This is a genomic window from Streptomyces sp. NPDC060209 (assembly GCF_042728155.1).
GTDB lineage: Bacteria > Actinomycetota > Actinomycetes > Streptomycetales > Streptomycetaceae > Streptomyces.
This window is the reverse complement of record NZ_JBHWZS010000138.1, coordinates 1-21,161: the sequence shown is the minus strand read 5'-3', so window position 1 is coordinate 21,161 and position 21,161 is coordinate 1. Positions and strand designations below refer to the sequence as shown.

Sequence of the window (21,161 nt, the reverse complement as noted above, 5' to 3'; positions counted from 1 at the left end):
TCCGGACACCCGGAACGCCTCGCCCGATCCTGTTCAGAGAGCCAGCGACAGGAGCACCGGCGCCGCGCGCCGGTTCAGCGTGGCCGCTGCGGCCCGCAGCCGGTGTGCGTGCTCGATCGGCAAGGACAGGGCCAGGCACCCGGCCGACGAGCCCGCCGTCAGCGGGACGGCCGCGCACACCGTGCCCACGGCGTACTCCTGCAGGTCGAGCACCGGCACCGTCGCCGGCTGGCTGTCCAGCTTGGAGAAGAGCACCTTCTCGCTCGTGATCGTCCGGGACGTCAGCCGCGCGATCCGGTGCCGGGCCATGTGGTCGCGGCGGCCGTTCTGGTCGAGCTGTGTCAGCAGGCACTTGCCGATCGCGCTGGCGTGCGCCGCCGAGCGGAAGTCCACCCACTCGTTGACGGAGGGTGTACGCGGCCCGTCGGCCATCTGCGTGACGCGGATCTCCCCGTCGACGTAGCGGCTGACATAGACCGCCGCGCCGACCGAGTCCCTCAGCTGCACCAGCGTCTGCTGGAGCTTCGCCTCCAAGGCCTGCCTGCGGGCCGTACCGGAGCCGAGCTCGAGGAGCGAGGCACCGATGATGTACGCGCCGTCGGTGACCTGCTCGACGTACCCCTCGCGGCGCAGCGTCAGCAGGAGGGGCGTGAGGTGTCCGGTCGGCAGGCCCGTTTCCCGGGAGAGCCGGGCCTCGGTCACCCCGTCGCCGTGCGTGGACACCGATTCCAGCACACGCAGGGCGTACTGCACCGAATGGAACGGCGCCTTCGGCTCGGGCTTCAACGCCACGGTTCCCCCCTCTAGGGCATCTACCAGGTTGTGACCGCAAGCTCACGATCCACGATAGTCGCCAAGTGGCCGATTTGGAGGGGCTGTCGAGGAGTTGATGGTGCGCCCCGGCTCCACAAGCTGGGGCGCACCCGCTTGGCATATGCCAAGGTCACGAGCCTTATGCCAAGGGCAAGGTCACAGCACCGCGTTGAGGAACTCGCGCGTACGTTCGTGTTCGGGGTCGGTGAATATTTTTTCCGGTGAACCGGACTCCACGACCCGTCCCGCGTCGAACATCAGGACCTTCTCCGAAACATCCCGGGCGAAGTTCATCTCGTGGGTCACGCAGAGCATCGTGATGTCTGTGGTCCTGGCGATGTCGCCCAGCAGATCCAGCACACCGGCCACGAGCTCGGGGTCCAGAGCCGACGTCACCTCGTCGAGCAGCAGGATCTCCGGCCGCATGGCCAGCGCGCGGGCGATGGCGACCCGCTGCTGCTGGCCGCCGGAGAGCTGGGAGGGGTGTGCGTCGACCTTCCCGGAGAGCCCGACCAGGTCGAGCAGCTCTCGGGCCCGTGCCTCCGCCTCTCCGCGGTCCATTCCCAGGACGTTGACCGGCGCCTCGGTGATGTTCTGGAGCACCTTCATGTTCGGGAAGAGATTGAACTGCTGGAAGACCATCCCGATCTTCTTCCGGGACTCGCGCAGCTCCTTCTCGCCCGCCGGCTTCAGCGAGCCGTCCGGCCTGCGCACGTGCGAGAGCGGGGAGCCGTCCACCCAGATCACGCCGTCGCTGACCTTCTCCAGCGTCATCAGCAGCCGCAGGATGGTGGTCTTGCCCGAGCCGCTGGGTCCGATCAGCGTGACGTGCTCGCCGCGCCGAACGGTGAAGTCCAGCTCGTCCAGGACGACATGGTCGCCGTACCGCTTGACGACCTTGTCGAAGCGGACGAGTGGCTCGATGCCTGTGACCAACGGGTCCGGAGCCGCGTCCGCGGGTTCCTTGAGGGGGGCGGGTTCAGTGGCCAAGGCGCTTCTCCAGCTTTCTCATCAGCAGCGACGTGGGGTAGCTCGCGACCAGGAAGACCAGTCCCGCGAGCGTGAATGCCTCGGTGTACGCGAAGTGGTCGGCGCCGTAACTACGGGCCTCGAAGACCATTTCGTGCACCGTGATCACGGCGAGGAAGGGGGTCTCCTTGAACATCGAGATCGCGTAGTTGCCGAGGGCCGGCAGCACGTTGCGCACCGCCTGCGGCAGGATCACGGCCTGCCAGGTCCTGCGGGGCGACATCGAGAGCGCCCGGCAGGCCTCCCACTGGCCCTTCGGCACACCGTCGATCCCGGCCCTGTACACCTCGGAGGTGTACGCGGCGTAGTGGATGCCCAGGACCACGATGCCGATGGTCAGCGGTTCCACGGAGGTGAAGAGGGCCGCCGCGCCGACCAGCTGGACCAGCAGCGGGGTGGCGCGGACGAACTCCATCACCGCCTTCACCGGCACCGTCACGAACCTGGAGGGCGCACGGCCGGCCACCGCGATGGCGAGCCCGAGCACCGCTGCCAGGAGCGTGCCGAGCACGGTGGCGAGCAGGGTGACCCGGAATCCTTCGAGCAGCAGGGGAAGGGTGTCCCCGGCGGCATCCCAGTCGAATGAATGGTTCACCGGGTACCTCCGGCCGTGGCGACGGCGTCCGCCGTACGGGTCTTGAGCAGGCTGCGCGCACCGGTGTGGAGGCCGAGCCGTCGCTTGGCCGACCGCTCCAGCAGGTTCATCAGCAGGGTCAGCGCGTAGGCGAGCACGAAGTAGACGGCCAGCAGCAGCAGATAGGCGGTGAGGGTCTCACCGGTGAGGCTGCGGATGTGTTCGATGGTGGTCATGAAGTCGGCCGCGGAGATCAGCCACAGCAGCGGCGTGCACTTCAGCAGCTGGATCAGCAGGTTGGTGAAGGACGGGATCATCTGCACCCAGGCCTGCGGCAGGATCACCTTCCGCATCCGGTGGAACGGAGTCATGTTCAGCGCGACGGCCGCCTCGTACTGGGCGCGTGGCACGGAGTTGACCGCGCCGCGCACGATCTCGGAGCCGTACGCCCCGTAGTTCAGGCCGAAGGCGACGACGCCGCAGAGCAGCGGGGTCAGTTCGTAGCCGGTCAGCTGCGGCATGGCGTAGTACAGCCAGAACAGCTGGATGTAGAGCGAGGTGCCGCGGAAGAACTCCACGACGGTGCGGGAGACCCCGCGCACCAGCAGCAGTTCGCTGCCCGCCGCCAGGCCGAGGGCGAACGACAGGAGCAGGGCGAGCAGGGAGCCCAGGACGGTGGCCTGGATCGTCACCCACAGGCCCGCGCCGACCTGGGGGAGCTCGTCGAGGAGTGTGGAGAAGAAGTCACTCATACGGTGTGGTCCGCCCTCATCAGCCCTTGCACAGGTCGGCCGTCTTGAGCGTGGCCGGCGGGATCTCCGTGGCGCCGAAGCCGTACGCCTGCAGCAGCTCCACGTAACGGGACCTGTCGGAGACGATCTTCTTGAGCTCGCGGTTGAAGGAGTCCCGCAGATCCTCGTTGCCCTGGCGGAACACCGCGCCGCCCGGGGAGAACTGCTGCTTCCCGTCCAGCTCCGGGACGAAGGCCTCGGTGACCTCGGTGTCCGGATTGGTCTTGGCGAGCCAGCGCAGTGAGATCCCGGTGAGCAGGAAGGCGTCGATCCGGCCGCCCTTGACGGCGTCCGCGCCGTCCTGCGGCTTCTGCAGCGTCTTGATCTTTCCCTCGGCGATGCCCGCGCCCTTGGCGTACGACCCCTCGACCGCACCGGACATCACGCCGACGGTGACCCCGGCCGCCTTCGCGGACGCCAGGTCGGTGAGCTTCTTCGGGTTGCCCTTCTTCACCATCAGGGCGGTGGGGGAGATGAACTCCGGCTCGGAGAAGAGGGCGTTGGCGCAGCGCTCGGGGGTGATGGCCATTCCCGCGCTGACCACGTCGTACTTGCCCGCCTGCAGGCCGGGGATGAGGCCGTCCCACTCCGAGAGGGTGGGCTTCAGCTCTTCGACACCGAGAGCCTTGAATATCTCCCGGTGCAGGGTTGGGGCCTCACCCTTGAGCTCCTTGCCCTCCATGTAGCCGTACGGCGCCTCGTTGGCGTACGCCACCCGGACGAAGCCCTGCTTGCGGAGCTTGTCGAGTGCGCCCTCACCGTCCGCGGCGCCGGCGTCGGTCTTGCTGCACGCGGAGAGCAGGCCGGGAACGACGAGCAGACCTCCCACGGCCGCGGATCGATTGAGGAAGCCCCGACGGGACAGGTGAGGGAAGTCAGCCATGGTTCGCAATCTCCTGGAGAAATCGGGGTGTCGAACAGTCCGGACAGGGTGACCACCTGCCCGATCCAGGGCGCCTATGCAGCAAGCGCTGCCATGTAACCGAACGGTGGCCGGAGGGTGACCTTCCCGTGTCTCGTCATGGGCGGAGGGCGACGGCCGGTGTGCGGGGTGTATTCCCTTCGGCGCGCGTCCTCATGAACGACCGTCATTCCGCGATGTCGGAAGGGATGTCCGGAGAAGGTACGTAACCACGCCTTATATCCACCACGTTGGGGAGCGGCTCACCGGCTGCCCAGAGTTCGTACATCGAGACGAACTGCTCGCCCAGACGGTCCCGCCAGCCGGCCGTGTCCCCGCTCATGTGCGGCGAGACCAGCAGGCCGGGCACCTCCCACAGGGGGCTGGAGGAGTCCAGCGGCTCCTCCTGGAACACGTCGAGCGCGGCGCCCGCGATCCACCGCCTGCGCAGTGCCTCGGCCAGATCCTCCTCGACGGTCAGCGGACCGCGGCCCACGTTCACGAAATGGGCGGAGGGCTGGAGCAGCCCGAAGAAGCGGGCGTCGAACATCCCGCGCGTCGTGTCCGTCAGCGGGGCCGCGCAGATCACCCAGTCCGCACCGGCCGCCAGCCGGCCCAGATCCTCGACGCCGTGGATCGTGCGCCGCGCCGTACGCCCGACGAGCGCCACCTGGACACCGAGGCCGTGCAGCAGCCGCATGATCTCCCGGCCGATGGGGCCCGCCCCGACGACCACGGCGCGGGTGCCGGCGAGCCCGCGGGTCTCGCGGTGGCTCCACCGGCGCTGCCGCTGGAGCTCCAGCGTGCGGGGGAGGTCCTTCGCGAAGGCGAGCACCAGCCCCGCGACGTACTCGGCGATCGGCAGCTCGAAGACGCCCCGGGCGTTGGTGACGACGGTGGGGGAGGCGGCCAGCTCGGGGCAGAGCAGCCGGTCCACGCCGGCGCTCGCCGTGTGCACCCAGCGGGGGCGGGGCCCGTCGCCCGGCCAGGCCTCGCGGACGGCGTCGGAGGTGAAGTCCCAGACGAGCAGTACATCCGCGTCGGGCAGCTGCCCGGCCAGCGTCCGCTCGTCGGCGTACCGGACGACGGCCCGGCCGGTCAGCCGGCCGAGGCGCGGTGACGGGTCGGTGTCCAGGACGAGGATCACGGGAGTGGTCATCAGGAATGACCACGCTCGCACCGGGGCACACGCCCGTCAACAGGGCCTCCGCCCCGCGAGAGAAACCGCAGGTCACGTCCCTTGCGGGCGACGATATGGGGCCATAAGAGGAATACTTGTCCCAGGCAGGGGCAGCGGTGACACGAGCGCCCGCGGGACATCCGGACGTACCGGAAGGATGGACATGACGACCGTAGGACTTCTCTACCCGGGCCATGCCGCGGAGGACGACTTCCCGCGGATCGAGGTCATGCTCGACAGCGACATCAGAGTGCCGCTCTTCCACACCGATATCGACGAGGACGCCCGCAGGGCCGAGAACCTCCGCTCGGCGGGTACCCCCGAGCGCCTGAACGCCGGTGTCGAGGAACTGCGGATGGCCGGAGCCGAATCGCTGGTCTGGGCATGCTCGGGCGGCAGCTTCGCCTACGGCTGGGACGGGGCGCACGAGCAGGCGGCGGGGCTGGCCAGGGCCGCCGGGCTTCCCGCGTCCAGCTCGTCCGTGGCCTTCGTCCAAGCGGTACGTGAGCTGGGCGCCTCCCGGGTCGCGGTCGCCGCGACCTACTCCGAGGACATCGCCGCGCTCTTCGCCGGCTTCCTGGAGTCCGGAGGCGTCGAGGTGGCCGCCACCCGGGGCAGCGGGATCATCGCGGCGTCCGAGGCGGCCGCCGCGGACGTGGAGCTCGTGAAGGAGCTGGCCGTGGCCGGGGACCATCCCGACGCCGAGGTGGTGCTGCTCCCGGACAACGCCCTGCACACCGCCGCGTTCGTCCCCGAGCTGGAGGAACTCCTCGGCAAGCCGGTACTCACCGCCAACCAGGTGGCGGTCTGGGAAGGACTCCGGCTGGCCGAACGCCGCATCTGGGCCCCCACCCTCGGCACGCTGTTCGCCACCCGCGAGCCCCCGCTGGGTGCCGCCGAGCCCAAGGGCATCGAAGTACGGGAGTAGGCGCCCCGGACCGGGCGCCGCGGGAATAAGCGGAGCCATCCTCCTGTTTGCCCTCCGGTACACAGACGTAGCACCGGAGAGGCCGAACACGTGGACGAGAACCGAGGCGACCAGATTCGCGGCACAGCGGGCGGGACGGCCTCCGTGCCCCTCTCCGTGCTCGACCTGGTGACCGTGGGCCAGGGGCGCACGGCGACCCAGGCGCTGCGCACCGGTGTGGAGATCGCCAAGCTTGCCGAGAGCCGCGGTTTCCACCGCTACTGGGTCGCCGAGCACCACTCCATGCCGGGCGTGGCCTCCTCGTCCCCCGCCGTGATCCTCGCGCACCTGGCTGCCCACACGGAGCGCATCAGGCTCGGCTCGGGGGGCGTGATGCTGCCCAACCACGCACCACTGGTGATCGCCGAGCAGTTCGGGACCCTGGAGGCGATGGCCCCCGGCCGTGTCGACCTCGGCCTGGGGCGGGCCCCCGGCACGGACGGTGCCACCGCGGCCGCGCTGCGCCGCACGGACCGGCTGAACGAGGGCGCCGACGACTTCCCGCAGCAGCTGGCCGAGCTGACCCGCTTCCTGGACGACGACTTCCCGGACGGGCATCCCTACGCCCGTATCCACGCCGTCCCCGGACCCGTGCAGGCCACGTCGCCCGGTGGCGTCCAGTCGCCCGCCCGTCCGCCCGTCTGGCTGCTGGGCTCCTCCGGCTTCAGCGCCCGGCTGGCCGGTGTCCTCGGCCTGCCCTTCGCCTTCGCCCACCACTTCTCGGCCCGGAACACCGTGCCGGCCCTCGACCTGTACAGGGAGTCCTTCAAGCCCTCGGCCGTGCTCGACGCCCCCTACGCACTCATCGGGGTCGCTGCACTGGCCGCCGACGACGAGCGGGAGGCCAGGCGGCAGGTGCTCACCGGCGCCCTGTCCATGGTCCGGCTGCGCACCGGGCGTCCGGGCCTCGTGCCGAGCCCCGAGGAGGCGGAGGCGTACGACTTCAGCCCCATGGAGCGCGAATTCGTCGACGGCTGGCTGAAGGACATCGTCCACGGCACGGCGGACGATGTCCGCACCGGCCTGGACGACCTGGCCAAGCGCACCGGTGCGGACGAGCTGATGATCACCGCCAACGCGCACGGGGGCGAGGCCAGGCTGCGCTCGTACGAGCTCATCGCGGACGCCTACGGGCTGCCCGGGGCGAGCTGACCCGCTCAGCCCTCCGGCGGCCTGGTGCCGATCAGTTCGGCGATCCGCTCCGGGGCCACCGCACGTGAGTACAGCCACCCCTGCCCGGTGTCACAGCCGATCCGGCGCAGCCGCTCCGCCTGGCCCGAGGTCTCCACGCACTCCGCGGTGACCGTCAGGCCCAGGCGGTGCGCCAGCTGCACCATGGCTTCGACGATCGTCTCGTCGGCCGGGCTGGGGTGCGCGCCGTCCTCGTAACGGAAACCGCGGACGAAGGAGCCGTCCAGCTTCAGCACGGACACGGGCAGCCGGCTCAGATAGGCGAGGTTGGAGTAGCCCGTGCCGAAGTCGTCGATCGCGATACGGACCCCCATGTCGCTGAGCGCCTGAAGCACCCGCAGCGGTTGGCCCGAGGAGCCCATGACCGCCGATTCGGTCAGCTCCAGTTGCAGCAGACCGGGTTCCAGACCGGTCTCGGCGAGGATCTCCGCCACCTCGGCGACCAGGTCGGAGTCCCAGAGCTGCCGCACGGCGACATTGACGCTGATGAACAGCGCGGGCTCGTCCGGGTGTTCCAGCTGCCAGCGGCGGGCCTGGCGGCAGGCCGTGCGCAGCACCCACCTGCCGAGCTGGACGATCGTGCCGTCCTCCTCGGCGATCGGGACGAACCGGCTCGGTGCCAGCAGCCCGAACCGTGGGTGATTCCACCGGACCAGGGCCTCCACGCCCCGCACGACCTCGTCCGCCATGCCGACCAGCGGCTGGTACTCCAGCGTGAACTCCCCGCGTTCGACGGCGGGGCGGAGCGTGGAGGAGAGCGCCTGCCGGGTCATCCGGTGGGCGTTGCGCTCGGGATCGAACAGCGTCCAGCGGGCCCGGCCGTCGGCCTTGGCCCAGTACAGCGTCGTGTCCGCGGCCTGCATCAGAGCGGTGGCCGAGGTGCCGGCCGACGAACGCTCCACCACCCCGATCGACGCGGAGACCGACAGCCGGTGCCCGGACACCTCGAACGGCCGCTGGAGGGCGGCGAGCACCGAGCGGGCGAGATCGGTGAGCTGATGCGTACCCGACGAGTCCTCGACCAGGATCGCGAACTCGTCACCGCCGAGGCGCGCCACCAGATGGCCGCCGGTTCGGTGTCCGTCGGCCTCGGCGCAGTCGGTGAGCCGTCCGGCGACGGCGGCGAGCAGCCGGTCGCCGGTGCGGTGCCCCAGGGTGTCGTTGACCGCCTTGAAGCCGTCGATGTCCAGATAGCAGAGGCCGATCCGGCCGTGCGGGGACGGCGCTCCGTCCTGGGACCGCGTTCCGTCCTGGAACTGCGGGGCTTCCGGGGCTTCCTGGGCAGGCGGGGTTGCCAGGGCGGAGGTGAGCCGCTCGAAGAACAGCGTGCGGTTGGGCAGCCGGGTCACGGGGTCGTGCATCCGCAGATGGCGCAGCCGCTCCCGCAGCTCACGCCGGTCACTGACGTCGGCGACGGACAGCAGCACACAGCCCGCGCCGTCGGCGGGGTCGCCCATCGGGACGACGGTGACCTCGGCCCACAGCGGCCGGCCGTCGGCGTGCTTGAGCCTCCTGGTGCACCGGAGCCGGGGGCGGGTGCCGCGCAACACCTCGTCGTACGCGCGCCAGGTGGGGCCGTCCGAGGTGAGACCGACGAGGTCGGCCGCGGACTGCCCGGCCAGGGACGCCGGGTCGGTGCCGAGCAGCCCGCCCAGCGCGTCGTTCGGCCTGACGATCCGGCCGCGGTGGTCGACGACGGCCATCGGGAGGGCGGCCACCGCGAACGCGGCGCGGTAGTCGCGCAGCTCCGAGAGGTCCGACCTCCGATGATCACTTTGGGTGACCTCCGGTGGCCCGGCGCCGGAGGCCGTGCCCACCCGGGGCGTCGGCCCTTCGTCGGTTCCGTTCACCGCTCGCTCCCGCTGTGCAGATTGTCGTGAACAGGTATGGCCGGGCAGGCGCGTGGAGTGGAACACCGTGCCAGAGGCGGGAACCACGCAGGAAAGCGAGGTGAAGCATAGAGGGTGGCGCACCGGCCGTTCCAGCGCGTCCACCGTTTCGGACACGCGGCACGCGCATGGCCCACGTCTGTCCGACGCCTGTTCCGGGCATGGCGTTCTCATCCACTTTGGCTTTAGATGATCACTTTTGCGCTGATCTGGTTAATTCGGGACTTCCGGGTGAGCGAATGTGACTTTCTGTGAGTGCGATCATTCGTCTCCGGGTGGGCCGTCCGGCCTCCGCTGACCCGTGTGGGGCAGCACAACAGGGCGTACCCCGCCGAATCGGCACAGGGTGAGGAGGAAGTCCCGCATTCGCCACCCGGAGGTAGATGTGCCGCGTCAGCACGGACCCGGGGGATCGGAGAGGCCGAGACTGCGCAGTGCGGCGGCTGCTCTCACCTCCCTCCTGGCGCTCGCCGCCACCGGACTGGTCGCCGGGCCCGCCGTGGCGGCCTCGCGCGACGCGGGACCGTGCGCCCTGCCCAGGACCGGCGCGCACCACTCCCTCGGCCTCGACACCTGGAACGGTGCCTACCCGCGTCCCGACCGCGGCCTCGACGCGGTCATGGTCTTCCTCTCGTTCCCCGACTCCGACCCCGTCGTGCCCCCGGAGGTGCTCGCCGCAGACTACTTCCCCTCCACCACCCGCTTCTTCCAGCGCGCCTCGTACGGGAAGTTCACCCTGCGCGCCCACCCGCAGCGGCAGTGGACCGCGATGCCCCACCCCTCCACCTGGTACGGGATACAGCGCGACTGGGACTCCGACCGCCGCGGCGCCTACCTGCGCGACGCGATCAGGGCCGCCGACGAGCGGACCGACTTCTCCGCCTACGACATCGTCTACCTCGTCGCCGACCCTGACGCCCCCGGTGTCGACTCCGACGCCACCAAGGTCGTCAACTTCGACCGGCCTGTGCGCGCCGACGGTACGGACATCAGGCGCGTCGTCACCGTCTTCGAGGAGCACCCGCCGGACCGGAACGTCCTCGCGCACGAGACCGGACACGTCTTCGACCTGGCCGACCTCTACCACCGGCCGGAGGACGGCAAGGGCGACTGGGACACCTACGTCGGCGACTGGGATGTGATGGGCAGCCAGTTCGGTCTGTCCCCGGACCTGTTCGGCTGGCACAAGTGGAAGCTCGGCTGGCTGGAGGGCGGGGAGGTCGTGTGCGTGCAGGGCGCCGCCGACCTCACCCTGGAACCCATGGCGGAGGTGCCCGTGCCGGGTGCGTCCATCGGGACCCGGCTCGCGGTCGTCAGGACCGGCACGGACAGCGCGCTGGCCATCGAGGCCCGCAGCGCCACGGGCAACGACCGGACGACCTGCACCGAGGGTGTCCTCGTCTACCGCATCCGCAACGCCACGCCGTCCGGCGGCGGTCCGGTCGAGGTGCTGGACACCCACCCCGAGTCCGACGCCTGCTGGGACAGGTCGGTCTACCCGCCGCTCGCGGACGCCCCGCTCCGGGAGGGCGAGCGCTACACCGTGCCGGGCGAGCGCATCCGCATCGACGTCGCCGGCCGGACCCCGTCGGGAGCCTGGACCGTCCGGGTCACCACCGGGGCCTGACCTGCGCGGATGTACGCACGAAGAAGCCCCCTCGCTTCAGCGAGGGGGCTTCTTCCGTCTGTGCGCCGTCAGGGACTCGAACCCCGGACCCGCTGATTAAGAGTCAGCTGCTCTAACCAACTGAGCTAACGGCGCCTGGTGACGTCGTAGACATTAGCACCCGGATCGGCGGGAGGAAAAATCGAATTCCCGGTGGTCGACGGGGCCGCCGACCTGCCCACTCGCACGCAGGCCCACAGCAGCACGTCCGGGCCCGGCAGCCAGGGGTTCCGGGTGTCAGGGGCGACCACCCAGCGGGGCCCGCCGGCACCCGCGCCGCCGGTCAGGGGAGGGACGGTGACCGCGTCCCCCGTGCCGTGACAGAGCACCGGCGGGAGGGCGCCCTTATGCGCGCGGGAGCTGTCGGCGGAACCCGTGCCCCACTCCTCCCACGCCAGCAGGGACGGCAGCCGCTGGGCCGTGCCAGGGGAGGCGAACACCAGCATCCGGCCCCGGTGCGTGGCGACCGGGCCCGACCCGGGGCCCTCCGCCCAGAGCTGCTCCAGCATGCGCCTGCCGAACAACGCGGGCACGTTCACCACGTCGAACGAGGAGCCGCACGGCAGCACGCCTGGCGCCGAGGGGTGGGCCTCCCACTGCGAGAGCGTGCTGCGGGGGTAGAGGGAGGCGCCCGCCAGCCACGCGGCTCCGGACGCCGTGACCTGGGCGGCCCTGTCGTCGGCCCCGTGGCCGGCGCGGTCCCGCAGCAGGGCGAAGATGTCGACACCGTGGTGCGGGGCGGTACCGGTCCGCAGGGTCGTTTCGTCATTCAGCCATGCGCTCATGACGTCATGTCTACCGGCTGTGACGCTACTGTTCCCCAGAGTTGCCGAAAGCCGGACATGGCGCAGGGCGACGGAGTATCTTGCCCGACGGCATATGCCACGGGTGTACCCGCAGTGACGGACGTTCGTGCGGTGTCGGGAGCCGCCCCGTGCGGCGCCCTGGTCAGGGCGCGGGGTCGTCGAGCAGGGACCGGCCGAATTCGATCATCTTCTTGGCATAGTCCTCGGTCCACTCCGCGCGCTCGGCGATCTCCGCGGCCGTGAGCCGGTCGAACCGGCGCGGATCGGCGAGCTGAGCGGCGGCCACGGCCTGGAACTCCACGGCCCGGTCGGTCGCCGCCCGGAAGGCGAGCGTCAGCTCCGTCGCGCGGGCCAGCAGTTCCTTCGGGTCCTCCATCGACTCCAGGTCGAAGAAGTGCTCCGGATCGGCTGCCGCCTCCGACGGCTCGAAGAGCAGCGGCGCCGGACGCAGCCTCTGCCGCTCGTTCCGCTCGGGTTGTGCCATGTGGTGTTCCTTCCTCGTACGGCCGGACGGCCACCTTCCATTGTCCAGCCCGGCGCAAGAGCGCTGCCCAGGATCAGGGCGCCCAATGCACGCGATGCTCGGCGAGGTGGGCCAGAACCGCGTGATTCGCCTCCCAGCCGTCGGGGAATTTCACCGTCACGCCCAACTGGACGGGCTCCGTCGACGGGTGCTCGTCCAGCAGGTCCGCCACCCCGGCACGGCACACCACGACGCACGCGTGCCGGTGCCGCGAGGCCAGCACGCAAAGGCGGCCCGTCTCCAGATGGAACGCCGTGGCGTCCGGGCGGCCCGACAGCGGGTGCAGGACCACGGTCACATCGAACTCGCGGCCCTGGAGCCGGTTCGCCGTGTCCACAGCCACGCCCGTCACACCCAGCTCCGCGAGCGCCGCACGCACCGCGGCGGCCTGGTCGCGGTGGGCCGTGCCGACCGCGACCCGCTCCGCGGTCACCGGGACCGGGTCGGGGCCGCGCTCACTCGTCGAGGCGCCGCCCCTGTCCAGCAGCCTGCGGACCACCAGGGCGACGGCCCGGACCGCCTCGGGGTCCGTGCGAGGGGTGTGGCGGGCAGGGAGCTCCAGCAGCCCCCAGCCGGACTCCGCCGCCTCGTCCAGCACCCGGTCCGGACCCGACCCGTCGGAGGGCACGCCGAACGACAGCCGCCGGTCGCCGTGGTCCGTACCGCTGCGGAACGGCGTGTACGGGTAGAAGGCGTCAGAGACCAGCGGAGCCGCCGACGCGGGCAGCCGCCACGACACCGGCAGCCGGTGCTGCGGCAGCTCCGGATTGTGCGCGAGCAGCGTCGAGACGGCGCTCGCCGACGGGTCGTACGACAGGCCGGCCCACTGGTCCGCGCCCACGATCGAGAAGGGATCGAGCTGCCCCGGGTCCCCGACGAAGAGCGCCCGCTCGAACAGCCCGGCCACGGCCAGCAGGGCGTCCGACCGCATCTGGTACGCCTCGTCGACGATCGCGTGGCCCCACGGCTCGACGTTCTTCACATGCGCCCACTTGGCGGCCGTCGAGATGACGATGTCCAGGCCCGCCAGATCCGCCGCCTTCGCCGACTTCCGTACGTTGTCCAGGCCGTCCAGGACCTTGTCGTACGGATCGGAGTCGCTGCTGTGCAGCCGGCCAACCGGCAGCCCGGGAGCCTTCTCGGCCAGCCGCACCACCAGGTCGTCCACCTGGGCGTTGGTCTGCGCGACCACCATCAGCGGGCGGCCCGCAGCGGCCAGCTCCAGCGCGGCACGCACCACCAGCGTCGACTTGCCCGCGCCCGGCGGCGAGTCCACCACGATGCCGCGCGCCGTACCGCGCAGGGTGTCGTCGAGGATCGCGTCGGTCGCCCGGGCCGCCGAGGCACCCGGGTCGAGAACGGCTGTCACAGAAGGTCCTCCGCGGTCACGGGATCGGGCTGCTCGGCATGTCCCCCGCCGGCCGCGCCCGGCGGGCCGCCGTGGGTCCACGGGGTGTCCTCCGGATCAGGCAGCTTCGGACCGCCCCGCTGGTCGTGCTCGAACAGGGTCCAGGCGATCCGGTCGCCGGGCTCGGGCACCGAACCGGGCGCGGGCTCCTTGCTCCGGCCCATCCGGTCCGTGACCCTCAGGACCAGGTGAACCGTGCCGGAGCTCTCCGCGCTCCCGGTGCTCCCGGGGTCTCCGGCCGCGTACCCGACGAACTCCGCCGTCTGTGGCTTCCCGTCCAGCGAGCGGTACACCTTGGTCCGCTCACCGAGATGCGGGCGCTCGTCGGTCCGCACCGTGACCAGGGGCCGCGGAGAGGGCCGCTTCGACTCGCTGTACGCCATCTCCACCTCCGTCACCTCCCCGACGAACGCCTCGCCCGCCAGCCTGCGCCCCGCCAGCACCAGCGGATCGTCGAGTGCCTCCTGGGCGTCCAGCTGTGCCTGGGCAGTCTCCCGCGAGGCCAGCTTCTGCGCCGCCGTCACCGCGTCGTCCCGACGCGGCTGAGGGGGCTCGCCCGCACGCACCCGGTCACGGTGCGCGGTGAACGACCAGCGGTCCCTGGTCCAGCGGTCCCCGGCCCTGGTCCCCTCCGGCAGCTCCGACAGCAGGTCGAGTCCCCGCCACACGGCGTCCCAGGTGGGCAGCAGCACCCCCGCGAGCAGCGACCTGATCTCCCGCTCGGCGCCGCTCAGTTCACCGAGCCGGGTGTCGGCGTCGAGGCCGTCCTCCGCGGTGGCCAGCGCCGCGCGCGCCCGGTCGTACCGCTCGATCGCGGGTGCCAGCAGCCTGTTGTCGAACGCCGGATCCGTCGCCGGCCCGGCCGGCGGGCAGACCAGCTGACCGGCACGGTCCCGCTCCAGCTCCGCCCGGAGCGCCGCTTCCGCGCCGGACTCGCCGGCCGGGGGGTCGACCCAGGCGAGCAGCGCGCCGAGATGCTGGTCCTCCAGGCTGCTCTGCCCCGTCGCCCAGTGGCGGTTCAGCAGGTCCGTCGCGGCGAGCAGCAGCGAGGAACCCGGCACCCTGGCCCGCTCCCCGTAGTGCGTCAGCCAGCGGCCGAGCAGCGGCACGCGGGCGGGAGCCGGGAAGGGGGTGTCCGGGTCGTCCTCGGCGGTACGCCGGAACCGCATGGACCGCCCGAGCAGCCGTACGAAGTCGACGCCGGCCCTGCTGGGCACGATCAGCTGGGCCGCGTCCGCGCACAGCTCGACCTCGACCTTGACCTTCTTGCCGGTCCCGGGATCGACCTCGTTGCGCTCGGCCGGCTCGACGACATCGGCGTACGACTCGATGTGCGGCAGCACCGCCTCGGCCAGCTCGGCGAGGAACGCGAACCGCAGATCGCGGTCGCGCGGCTGGGCCACCGCCAGCAGCCGGGGCGCCGAGCGGTCCGTGCCCACGAGCGCACCGAGAGGGGCGCCGGCCTCACCGGCGGTCGTGAGCGGCACCAGCACGAGCGGCCGGCCGGTCAAATGGCGGTGGCGCACGGTGGCCAGCGGCTGGGCCCGCCCGCTGTCGACCGCCTCCAGCCGGGCAAGGGTGCTGATCAGCGACATGGAACGCCGCCGTCCACACGGGCCAGGGCCTCGGCCCGCAGGGCGGCCGCCCTGCGGAGAGCCGCCACCGTCGGGTCGGCCGGGTCGCCCTCCTTGCCGGCCGCCGCGGCCAGCACCCCGGCCACCGTGGTCAGGCCTCCGAGCTCGCCCCGCACGCTGCGGCCCAGCGATTCCACCGCGCCCTCGGCGCGGGCCTTCGCCCGGCAGTGGAAGGCCAGCTCGCACGCGGCCAGGCACTCCGGGGCGTACGCCGCGGGGACGGCCTCGACCGCGGTGCCGAGCTCCTCGGGGGAGCAGACCGGATCGAAGGTCGTGCCCTCGGGCAGCGCGGCCGCGATGTCCTCGACGCGGGTCAGCCTGGTCAGCTGGCGGTCGGTCACGGCGCGCTGTTTGCGAACGTCCACGACCGAGGCGGTCGGCAGGTTGGAGAAGTCCTTCGGGCATACGAGCAGGACCCGGTGGCCGACCTCGGCGCCGGCGGTCACCGCCGCGATCCGCTCCAGCGCCAGGACGTAGACGGCGGACTGACGGGCCGCCGCACCGACCTTCGCGGCGTCCGCGGAACCGTCGACCATGGGGAAGGACTTGATCTCGACGACCGTCCAGGTGCCGTCCGGGTGAACCACCACGGCGTCCGGCTCCAGGTAGGCGGGTGAGCCCGCGACTTCCAGGGCCAGCATCGGATGGTCGAGCAGCGCCCACTCGCCCGCCGCCGTGGCCTCGCGAAGCGCCAGCGCCGTACGAGCCGCGCGGCCCTCGGGGCCGGCGGCCGTCAGATCGGGGACCGCTGCCACGGCCGGTGCCTCGGCGCCGCCGCCGAGCCGCTCGACGAGGAGGCGCAGCAGCTCCGTGCCGCCGTCGGCCTTGACCTTCGCCTCGAAGGCGTTGCCCCGCACGAACGCGAACTGGGACTGGCCGAACGCGGCGGGGGAGCCGAGCGCGGTGGCCAGCACGGCCTTGTCGACGCCCGCGCCGTCGAGCAGGGCGCGCCGCTTGCATCCCGGGTTGGCGGCGAGCGCGGCCAGCGCGCGTGCGTCGAGCGGATGCGGCGCGACGGACGGGCCGCGCAGCTCAGCGAGCCGGTGCCGGAGCGTCGTCGCTGGCTTCGGCTGCGGAACGGGTGCTCGCGTCGCTGGAATCTGCGGAGGCGGTCCGCTGGCCGGGTATTCGCTCACCCGCGGAAGTCTTGCATCCGTCACTGACAATCGTGGATTTCGTGGGGGTGACGGATGCGGGCACCCGTGCGAACACCGCCCGCACCCGGTCCTTGACGCGGTCCGCGAGCCGCATGAACGGCCTGGTCAGCAGGGCGCCCACGGTCATCACCGCGGCGCCGGCGACAGCGTCGAGGAAATAGTGGTTCGCCGTGCCCATCACGACGAGGACGGTAATCAGCGGATAGGCGACGCCGGCGGCCCGGACGAGCGGGTGGCGGCCGTGGCGCCACAGCAGGACGCCGCACCACACCGCCCAGCCGACGTGCAGGCTGGGCATCGCCGCGTACTGGTTGGTCATCCCGCTGAGCCCGCGCGGGGCGCTCGCGCCCGCGCCCCACCAGCCGTACGCGCTGTACTGCGCCATCGTGTCGACGAAGCCGTGGTGGGCGTCGAGCAGCCGGGGCGGGCAGGTCGGCATCAGCGTGAAGCCGACCAGCCCGAGGAGTGTGGAGGTCATCAGCCAGGTACGGGCCGCCCGGTAGGCGGCGGTACGGCGCCGGAAGATCCAGACCAGGACGGCCGGGGTGACCAGGTAGTGCAGGGAGGCGTATGCGAAGTCGGCGGGTATTCCGAGCGCGGGGTGGGCGGTCAGCAGCCGGTTCAGCGGGTGCTCGGCGTTGAGATGCAGCGCCTTCTCCAGGCGGAGTATCGCGAGACCGTTCTCGACGGCTGCCGGTATGTTCTCGTGGACCAGCAGCCGGCCCACCGAATACAGCCCGTACACCACCGCGATCAGCGGCAGCTCCGTCCACCAGCGGGGCCGGTGACCGGAGGACGGTGTCGCGGCGGTGGCGTGCGGCATCCGGTAGCTCTCCCCATGTTCATTCGGTCGACGGCGGGCGTTCAACCGTACGGTGGTCGTATGCCTCGATTACCTCCGGGGCATTCCCCCGTGGACGCCCCAGGTCATGCGCTCAGATGGACGCCGAAGACGCCCCGTGGGTTGCCCGTGGGACGTGTGCGGGATGATGGAGCGGGGCCTCCGCCCGCACCGGTCTCCCAGCCGGTTGCCCGCGTTCGCCGCCCGTCGCCGTCCCGGACACCGCTGTCCCGGACCCACCAGATCCTAGGGTCCCCGGATCTTCGGATCTTCGTATTTTCAGGGAGAGCCGTCATGGCACCGCGAATCCTGCTCGCCCGGCACGGCCAGACACAGTGGTCGGTCCAGGGCAATCACACCGGCAGGACCGACATTCCCCTTCTCGACACCGGCCGCGAGGGCGCCAAGCTGCTCGGTGAGCGGCTGCACCGGGAGCCCTGGGGCGGCCTGCCCGGTGTCGAGGTGCGGACCAGCCCGCTCGTCCGGGCCTCCGAGACCTGCGCGCTCGCCGGTTTCGGTGAGCGGGCGCAGCCGTGGGACGCGCTGATGGAGTGGGACTACGGGGACTACGAGGGCCTGACCCCGGCGCAGATCAAGGCGGACCGGCCGGACTGGCTCATCTGGCGCGACGGGGTCCCCGGGGGCGAGACCCTCGCCGAACTCACGGCCCGGGCGGACGAGGTCGTCGAGTGGGCGCGTTCCGCCGACCGCGATGTGCTGGTCTTCGCCCACGGACACATCCTGCGGGCGCTGGGGGCGCGGTGGCTGGGAGAGGACGTGTCGTTCGCCGCGCGGATCCGCCTGGAGCCGACGTCCCTCTCCGTGCTGGGCTGGGCCTACGGCCTCCCCGCGCTGGAGCGCTGGAACGACACGGGCCACCTGGACCGCTGAGCCGGCGGGCCCGAACGGGCCGGCCCGGGCCGGAGCCGCTGAACGGCCGGTCCGGGCGGGTGGGTTCGGGCGCCACCCCTCAGGGGCCGGGTGGCAGTTCCTCGTAGCGGGCCAGGAGGGCCGTCACCTCCGGTCCGCCCCTCGGCCGGAGCACGCGCACGGCGCTCGCCAGCATCCCGCGGATCCGGGAGGACTGGACCCGGTCCAGCAGGTCCAGCACCTGGTGGCCCGCCGCCGCGGCCTCATCGGCCGTGCCCGCCCGCGCCAGGTCACCGGCGAGCTGTGCGCGGTACAGCGCGAGGTTCCGGGTGAAGTGCGGATCCTGCAGCCGGGTCGCCCGCCGGGCGTGCCGCGCCGCCCTCGGCCAGTCGCCCAGTGCCGACCAGCACTGTGCCTCCAGCAGCTCCAGCTCCGCCTCCCGGAAGAAGGTCATCCACTCCGGGTCCGCGTCGCAGGCCCCGCGGTCGAAGGCCGCTCGGGCACGCCCGATCGCCTGTTCGCACCCCGTGCGGTCCCCGAGCCATGCCCTGGCCCCCGCCTCCCGCAGGGCCAGCAGCGCCAGCAGCCGCGGTGAGCCGAGCGGCCGGGCCACCCGCTGCCCGGCCTCCGCGGCGCGGACCGCCTCGCGGGCCCGCCCCGTATCGCGGGCCAGGAACGACGCGTTGCAGAACGCGTGCGCCTCAAGCGCGGCGTCACCGGCCAGCCGCGCCGTCGCGAGCGCCTCCGCGTAGTGGGAGCGCGCGTCGTCGAAGCGCCCCGAGTCGTGGGCCAGCCATCCCACGGAGATCGCCAGCTCACCGGCGCCCGCGTGCAGCCGGTCCGCCGTGCTGCGCCGCGTCGCGGTCCCGGAATCGAGCAGGGCGTAGGCGGCCCGGAGCGGCTGGGATGCCTGCCGGTAGAGGCCGTCGGCGCCGTGTCGGTCGTCCAGCAGCCGGATCCGGCGCACCGCCTTCTCCACAGCGCTGACCTCGGCCTCGCCGACGCGGCGCTGAAACGGGACGGTCAGGGGGTCGGCGGCGGCGGAATGGCCGCCCAGACCCAGGGACGCGGCTGCCATCGTGGCGGTACCGCTGGTCATGAACACGCGACGCAGCACGTCGCTCTCCTCGTGAATGTCACTGTCGAGCGCGGGGGGTGTGGTGGGTGGAGGCACGGGTGTCGTGCGAGCCGCCCGGCCGCGCACGCTCTCGCGGTCCGAGAAGCCCAGGTCCGCGAGGCTCGCCCCGGGGAACATGTGCAGGAACACCCGTTCGTACGCGTAGTTGGGACAGCGGATCTCGCCGGACTCCACGCGCCCGATGTACCGGGCGTCGCACGCGACCTGTTCCCCGATCTCGCGGGCGGCCCTTCGGACCGCGGCCGCGAACTCTCCGGCGGAGCGCTGGCCGCGCAGCCGACGGAAGACGAGGTTGGGAACTGCCCGTGTCGACACCATGGCGGGGCCCTCTCTGGTGCAGCCGGGCGCCTGCTTCCGGTGTCCCGGCGGAGCAAGAACGTACCTGCTGTGACGACCCGCACACGCAGCGTTTACCTATAAAGCGGACATCTCGCCCGTGATCCGCCATGAACTGCCACCCTTTGCGGCGGCGTGCCGCCGTAGCCCTTGACGCCGTCGGCGCGTTGGTCCATGAGGAGACGGGGCGTGGCCCCCGCCTCGTCGAGACGAGAGGAGGGGTTCCCTTGCCTCACATGGGCCCGGAAACCACACCGTGCGACCTGGTGACCGTCCCGGCGCGTCAGGGCCTGGAGGCCGTGGACATCCTGCGCAGGGGAGCGGAGAACGAGCCCGTGGGCCCGGTCCTCCACGACGGGGCCTGCGCCGTCCTCGGCTTCCTGGTGCCGCCCGGCACGGCGGAGGCGTGGGACGTCCCCGGGAGCGCCTGTACGCGCACGGACGGCCGCGGGCTGCGCGTCCCCGCCGAGCCGCCCGTCATCGGAGGGGGCTGGCTCCTGCCACCCGCCGAGGAGACCCCGGTCACCGACCCGGCCGTACTCCGGGCGGCCCTCGACCAGGCGGCCCGGCTGATCGAGGCGGCCGACAACTGCCGCTGAGGCCATAATGGCCAGGTGGGCGGATCTCCCGCCGCCGGTCCTCCCAGCTGACCGGCCCGAAACGGTGAGCGAGGACGAGAGCGCGTGGCACGTCGAGGAGCGGTCCGGGGCGCGAGCGACCGGAAGCGGTCCGAGCGCCGGCAGGAGCCCGTCTCCGCGACGGTGGACGGCGGTGTCGCCGAGCTGGTGCCCGACCGTGAACGCCCACGCGCCTGGACGCTGCTGCTGGACGGTGCCCCGCAGTCCCATGTGGACCTGGACGACCCCTCGTACCTCTCGTTCGAATACCAGCGCAGACTCGGCCATGTCATCGATCTCGCCGCGCCGCCCGGCCGGCCCCTCCAGGCGGTCCACCTCGGCGGCGGAGCCTTCACGCTCGCCCGGTACATCGCCGCGAGCCGCCCACGCTCCACCCAGCAGATCGTGGAGATCGACGCGCCCCTCGTCCAACTGGTGCGGCGGGAACTGCCGCTGGACCCGCAGGCCCGGATACGGGTCCGCTCGGCGGACGCCCGAGCCGGGCTCGGCAAGATCCAGGACGGCTGGGCGGACCTCGTCATCGCCGATGTCTTCAGTGGGGCCCGCACCCCCGCGCATCTCACCTCCGCCGAATTCCTCGCCGAGGTACGCCGGGTGCTGAAGCCCGGCGGCCAGTACGCCGCCAACCTCGCCGACGGCCCGCCGCTCACGCACCTGCGCGGCCAGGTCGCCACGGCCGCCTCCCTCTTCCCCGAACTGGCCCTGGCCGCCGATCCGACCGTCTGGCGCGGCCGCCGCTTCGGCAACGCGGTCCTGGTCGCCTCCGACCGGCCGATCGCGGTCGCCGAACTGACCCGGCGGGTCGCGAG

20 protein-coding genes and 1 tRNA gene are annotated in these 21,161 nt (G+C 72.0%); 6 read left to right on the top strand and 15 right to left on the bottom strand.

The features are described from left to right. Positions 1 to 33: 33 nt before the first annotated feature. The 6 genes from ACFWFI_RS24435 to ACFWFI_RS24410 all read right to left on the bottom strand — a co-directional run bounded on the left by ACFWFI_RS24435 (position 34) and on the right by ACFWFI_RS24410 (position 5,267). On the bottom strand, positions 34 to 792 hold the full coding sequence (locus ACFWFI_RS24435) for an IclR family transcriptional regulator (RefSeq protein WP_387393996.1): 759 nt from the start codon (positions 790 to 792) through the stop codon (positions 34 to 36). Between the two features lie 177 nt (positions 793 to 969). Then, positions 970 to 1,803, bottom strand: coding sequence for an ectoine/hydroxyectoine ABC transporter ATP-binding protein EhuA (ehuA, locus tag ACFWFI_RS24430; protein ID WP_387393994.1), 834 nt, complete (start codon positions 1,801 to 1,803; stop codon positions 970 to 972). After that, positions 1,793 to 2,437 carry an ectoine/hydroxyectoine ABC transporter permease subunit EhuD gene (gene ehuD, locus ACFWFI_RS24425; protein ID WP_387393993.1) on the bottom strand — a complete coding sequence of 215 codons (645 nt, stop codon included), beginning with the start codon at positions 2,435 to 2,437 and terminating at the stop codon, positions 1,793 to 1,795. The genes ehuA and ehuD overlap by 11 nt, the downstream gene beginning before the upstream one ends. Further along, the gene (gene ehuC / locus ACFWFI_RS24420; protein ID WP_387393991.1) at positions 2,434 to 3,168 is read right to left on the bottom strand and encodes an ectoine/hydroxyectoine ABC transporter permease subunit EhuC; all 735 of its coding nucleotides are present in this window, start codon (positions 3,166 to 3,168) and stop codon (positions 2,434 to 2,436) included. The genes ehuD and ehuC overlap by 4 nt, the downstream gene beginning before the upstream one ends. 19 nt (positions 3,169 to 3,187) lie before the next feature. After that, the gene (ehuB, locus tag ACFWFI_RS24415) at positions 3,188 to 4,090 is read right to left on the bottom strand and encodes an ectoine/hydroxyectoine ABC transporter substrate-binding protein EhuB (RefSeq protein WP_387393989.1); all 903 of its coding nucleotides are present in this window, start codon (positions 4,088 to 4,090) and stop codon (positions 3,188 to 3,190) included. A gap of 205 nt (positions 4,091 to 4,295) precedes the next feature. Next, entirely contained in the window at positions 4,296 to 5,267 is a 972-nt protein-coding gene (locus ACFWFI_RS24410; RefSeq protein WP_387393987.1) for a D-2-hydroxyacid dehydrogenase, read from the bottom strand. Between the two features lie 184 nt (positions 5,268 to 5,451). On the opposite strand from ACFWFI_RS24410, the gene ACFWFI_RS24405 reads away from it, so the two are divergent. Further along, positions 5,452 to 6,216, top strand: coding sequence for a maleate cis-trans isomerase family protein (locus tag ACFWFI_RS24405; protein ID WP_387393985.1), 765 nt, complete (start codon positions 5,452 to 5,454; stop codon positions 6,214 to 6,216). A gap of 90 nt (positions 6,217 to 6,306) precedes the next feature. Beyond that, complete coding sequence (locus ACFWFI_RS24400; RefSeq protein ID WP_387393983.1) at positions 6,307 to 7,407, top strand: LLM class flavin-dependent oxidoreductase; 1,101 nt, start codon at positions 6,307 to 6,309, stop codon at positions 7,405 to 7,407. Between the two features lie 5 nt (positions 7,408 to 7,412). Here the strand turns inward: ACFWFI_RS24400 and ACFWFI_RS24395 are convergent, their stop codons facing one another. Continuing rightward, positions 7,413 to 9,296, bottom strand: a complete 1,884-nt coding sequence (locus ACFWFI_RS24395; protein ID WP_387393981.1) for a putative bifunctional diguanylate cyclase/phosphodiesterase — start codon at positions 9,294 to 9,296, stop codon at positions 7,413 to 7,415. 424 nt (positions 9,297 to 9,720) lie between these two features. Here ACFWFI_RS24395 and ACFWFI_RS24390 point away from each other — a divergent pair, with 424 nt between their 5' ends. Beyond that, positions 9,721 to 10,962, top strand: coding sequence for a M6 family metalloprotease domain-containing protein (locus tag ACFWFI_RS24390; protein ID WP_387393980.1), 1,242 nt, complete (start codon positions 9,721 to 9,723; stop codon positions 10,960 to 10,962). A gap of 61 nt (positions 10,963 to 11,023) precedes the next feature. Here ACFWFI_RS24390 and ACFWFI_RS24385 read toward each other — a convergent pair. The 7 genes from ACFWFI_RS24385 to ACFWFI_RS24355 all read right to left on the bottom strand — a co-directional run bounded on the left by ACFWFI_RS24385 (position 11,024) and on the right by ACFWFI_RS24355 (position 17,352). Then, positions 11,024 to 11,097 (bottom strand) — tRNA-Lys (locus tag ACFWFI_RS24385). Continuing rightward, the gene (locus ACFWFI_RS24380; protein WP_387393978.1) at positions 11,088 to 11,786 is read right to left on the bottom strand and encodes a bifunctional DNA primase/polymerase; all 699 of its coding nucleotides are present in this window, start codon (positions 11,784 to 11,786) and stop codon (positions 11,088 to 11,090) included. Before ACFWFI_RS24380 ends, ACFWFI_RS24385 begins: the two co-directional genes overlap by 10 nt. A 163-nt stretch (positions 11,787 to 11,949) precedes the next feature. Continuing rightward, positions 11,950 to 12,291, bottom strand: a complete 342-nt coding sequence (locus ACFWFI_RS24375; RefSeq protein ID WP_387393976.1) for a hypothetical protein — start codon at positions 12,289 to 12,291, stop codon at positions 11,950 to 11,952. A 73-nt stretch (positions 12,292 to 12,364) separates the two neighbouring features. Beyond that, positions 12,365 to 13,699, bottom strand: a complete 1,335-nt coding sequence (locus ACFWFI_RS24370; protein WP_387393974.1) for an AAA domain-containing protein — start codon at positions 13,697 to 13,699, stop codon at positions 12,365 to 12,367. Next, positions 13,696 to 15,333, bottom strand: coding sequence for a hypothetical protein (locus tag ACFWFI_RS24365; RefSeq protein WP_387393972.1), 1,638 nt, complete (start codon positions 15,331 to 15,333; stop codon positions 13,696 to 13,698). The genes ACFWFI_RS24370 and ACFWFI_RS24365 overlap by 4 nt, the downstream gene beginning before the upstream one ends. Beyond that, positions 15,324 to 16,508 (bottom strand): hypothetical protein, encoded by a 1,185-nt coding sequence (locus tag ACFWFI_RS24360; RefSeq protein ID WP_387393970.1) that lies wholly within the window; start codon positions 16,506 to 16,508, stop codon positions 15,324 to 15,326. Before ACFWFI_RS24360 ends, ACFWFI_RS24365 begins: the two co-directional genes overlap by 10 nt. Continuing rightward, positions 16,405 to 17,352 (bottom strand): phosphatase PAP2 family protein, encoded by a 948-nt coding sequence (locus ACFWFI_RS24355; RefSeq protein WP_387393968.1) that lies wholly within the window; start codon positions 17,350 to 17,352, stop codon positions 16,405 to 16,407. Before ACFWFI_RS24355 ends, ACFWFI_RS24360 begins: the two co-directional genes overlap by 104 nt. A 312-nt stretch (positions 17,353 to 17,664) precedes the next feature. On the opposite strand from ACFWFI_RS24355, the gene ACFWFI_RS24350 reads away from it, so the two are divergent. After that, positions 17,665 to 18,261 (top strand): histidine phosphatase family protein, encoded by a 597-nt coding sequence (locus ACFWFI_RS24350; RefSeq protein ID WP_387393966.1) that lies wholly within the window; start codon positions 17,665 to 17,667, stop codon positions 18,259 to 18,261. Positions 18,262 to 18,340: 79 nt separating this feature from the next. Here the strand turns inward: ACFWFI_RS24350 and ACFWFI_RS24345 are convergent, their stop codons facing one another. Beyond that, positions 18,341 to 19,696: a tetratricopeptide repeat protein gene (locus ACFWFI_RS24345; protein WP_387393964.1), complete on the bottom strand. Its 1,356-nt coding sequence runs from the start codon at positions 19,694 to 19,696 to the stop codon at positions 18,341 to 18,343. A gap of 254 nt (positions 19,697 to 19,950) precedes the next feature. Between ACFWFI_RS24345 and ACFWFI_RS24340 the strand changes: the two genes are divergently transcribed. After that, positions 19,951 to 20,313 carry a hypothetical protein gene (locus tag ACFWFI_RS24340; protein WP_387393998.1) on the top strand — a complete coding sequence of 121 codons (363 nt, stop codon included), beginning with the start codon at positions 19,951 to 19,953 and terminating at the stop codon, positions 20,311 to 20,313. Between the two features lie 84 nt (positions 20,314 to 20,397). Beyond that, positions 20,398 to 21,161: spermidine synthase (locus tag ACFWFI_RS24335; protein WP_387393962.1), on the top strand; the 764-nt coding region annotated here is incomplete at its 3' end.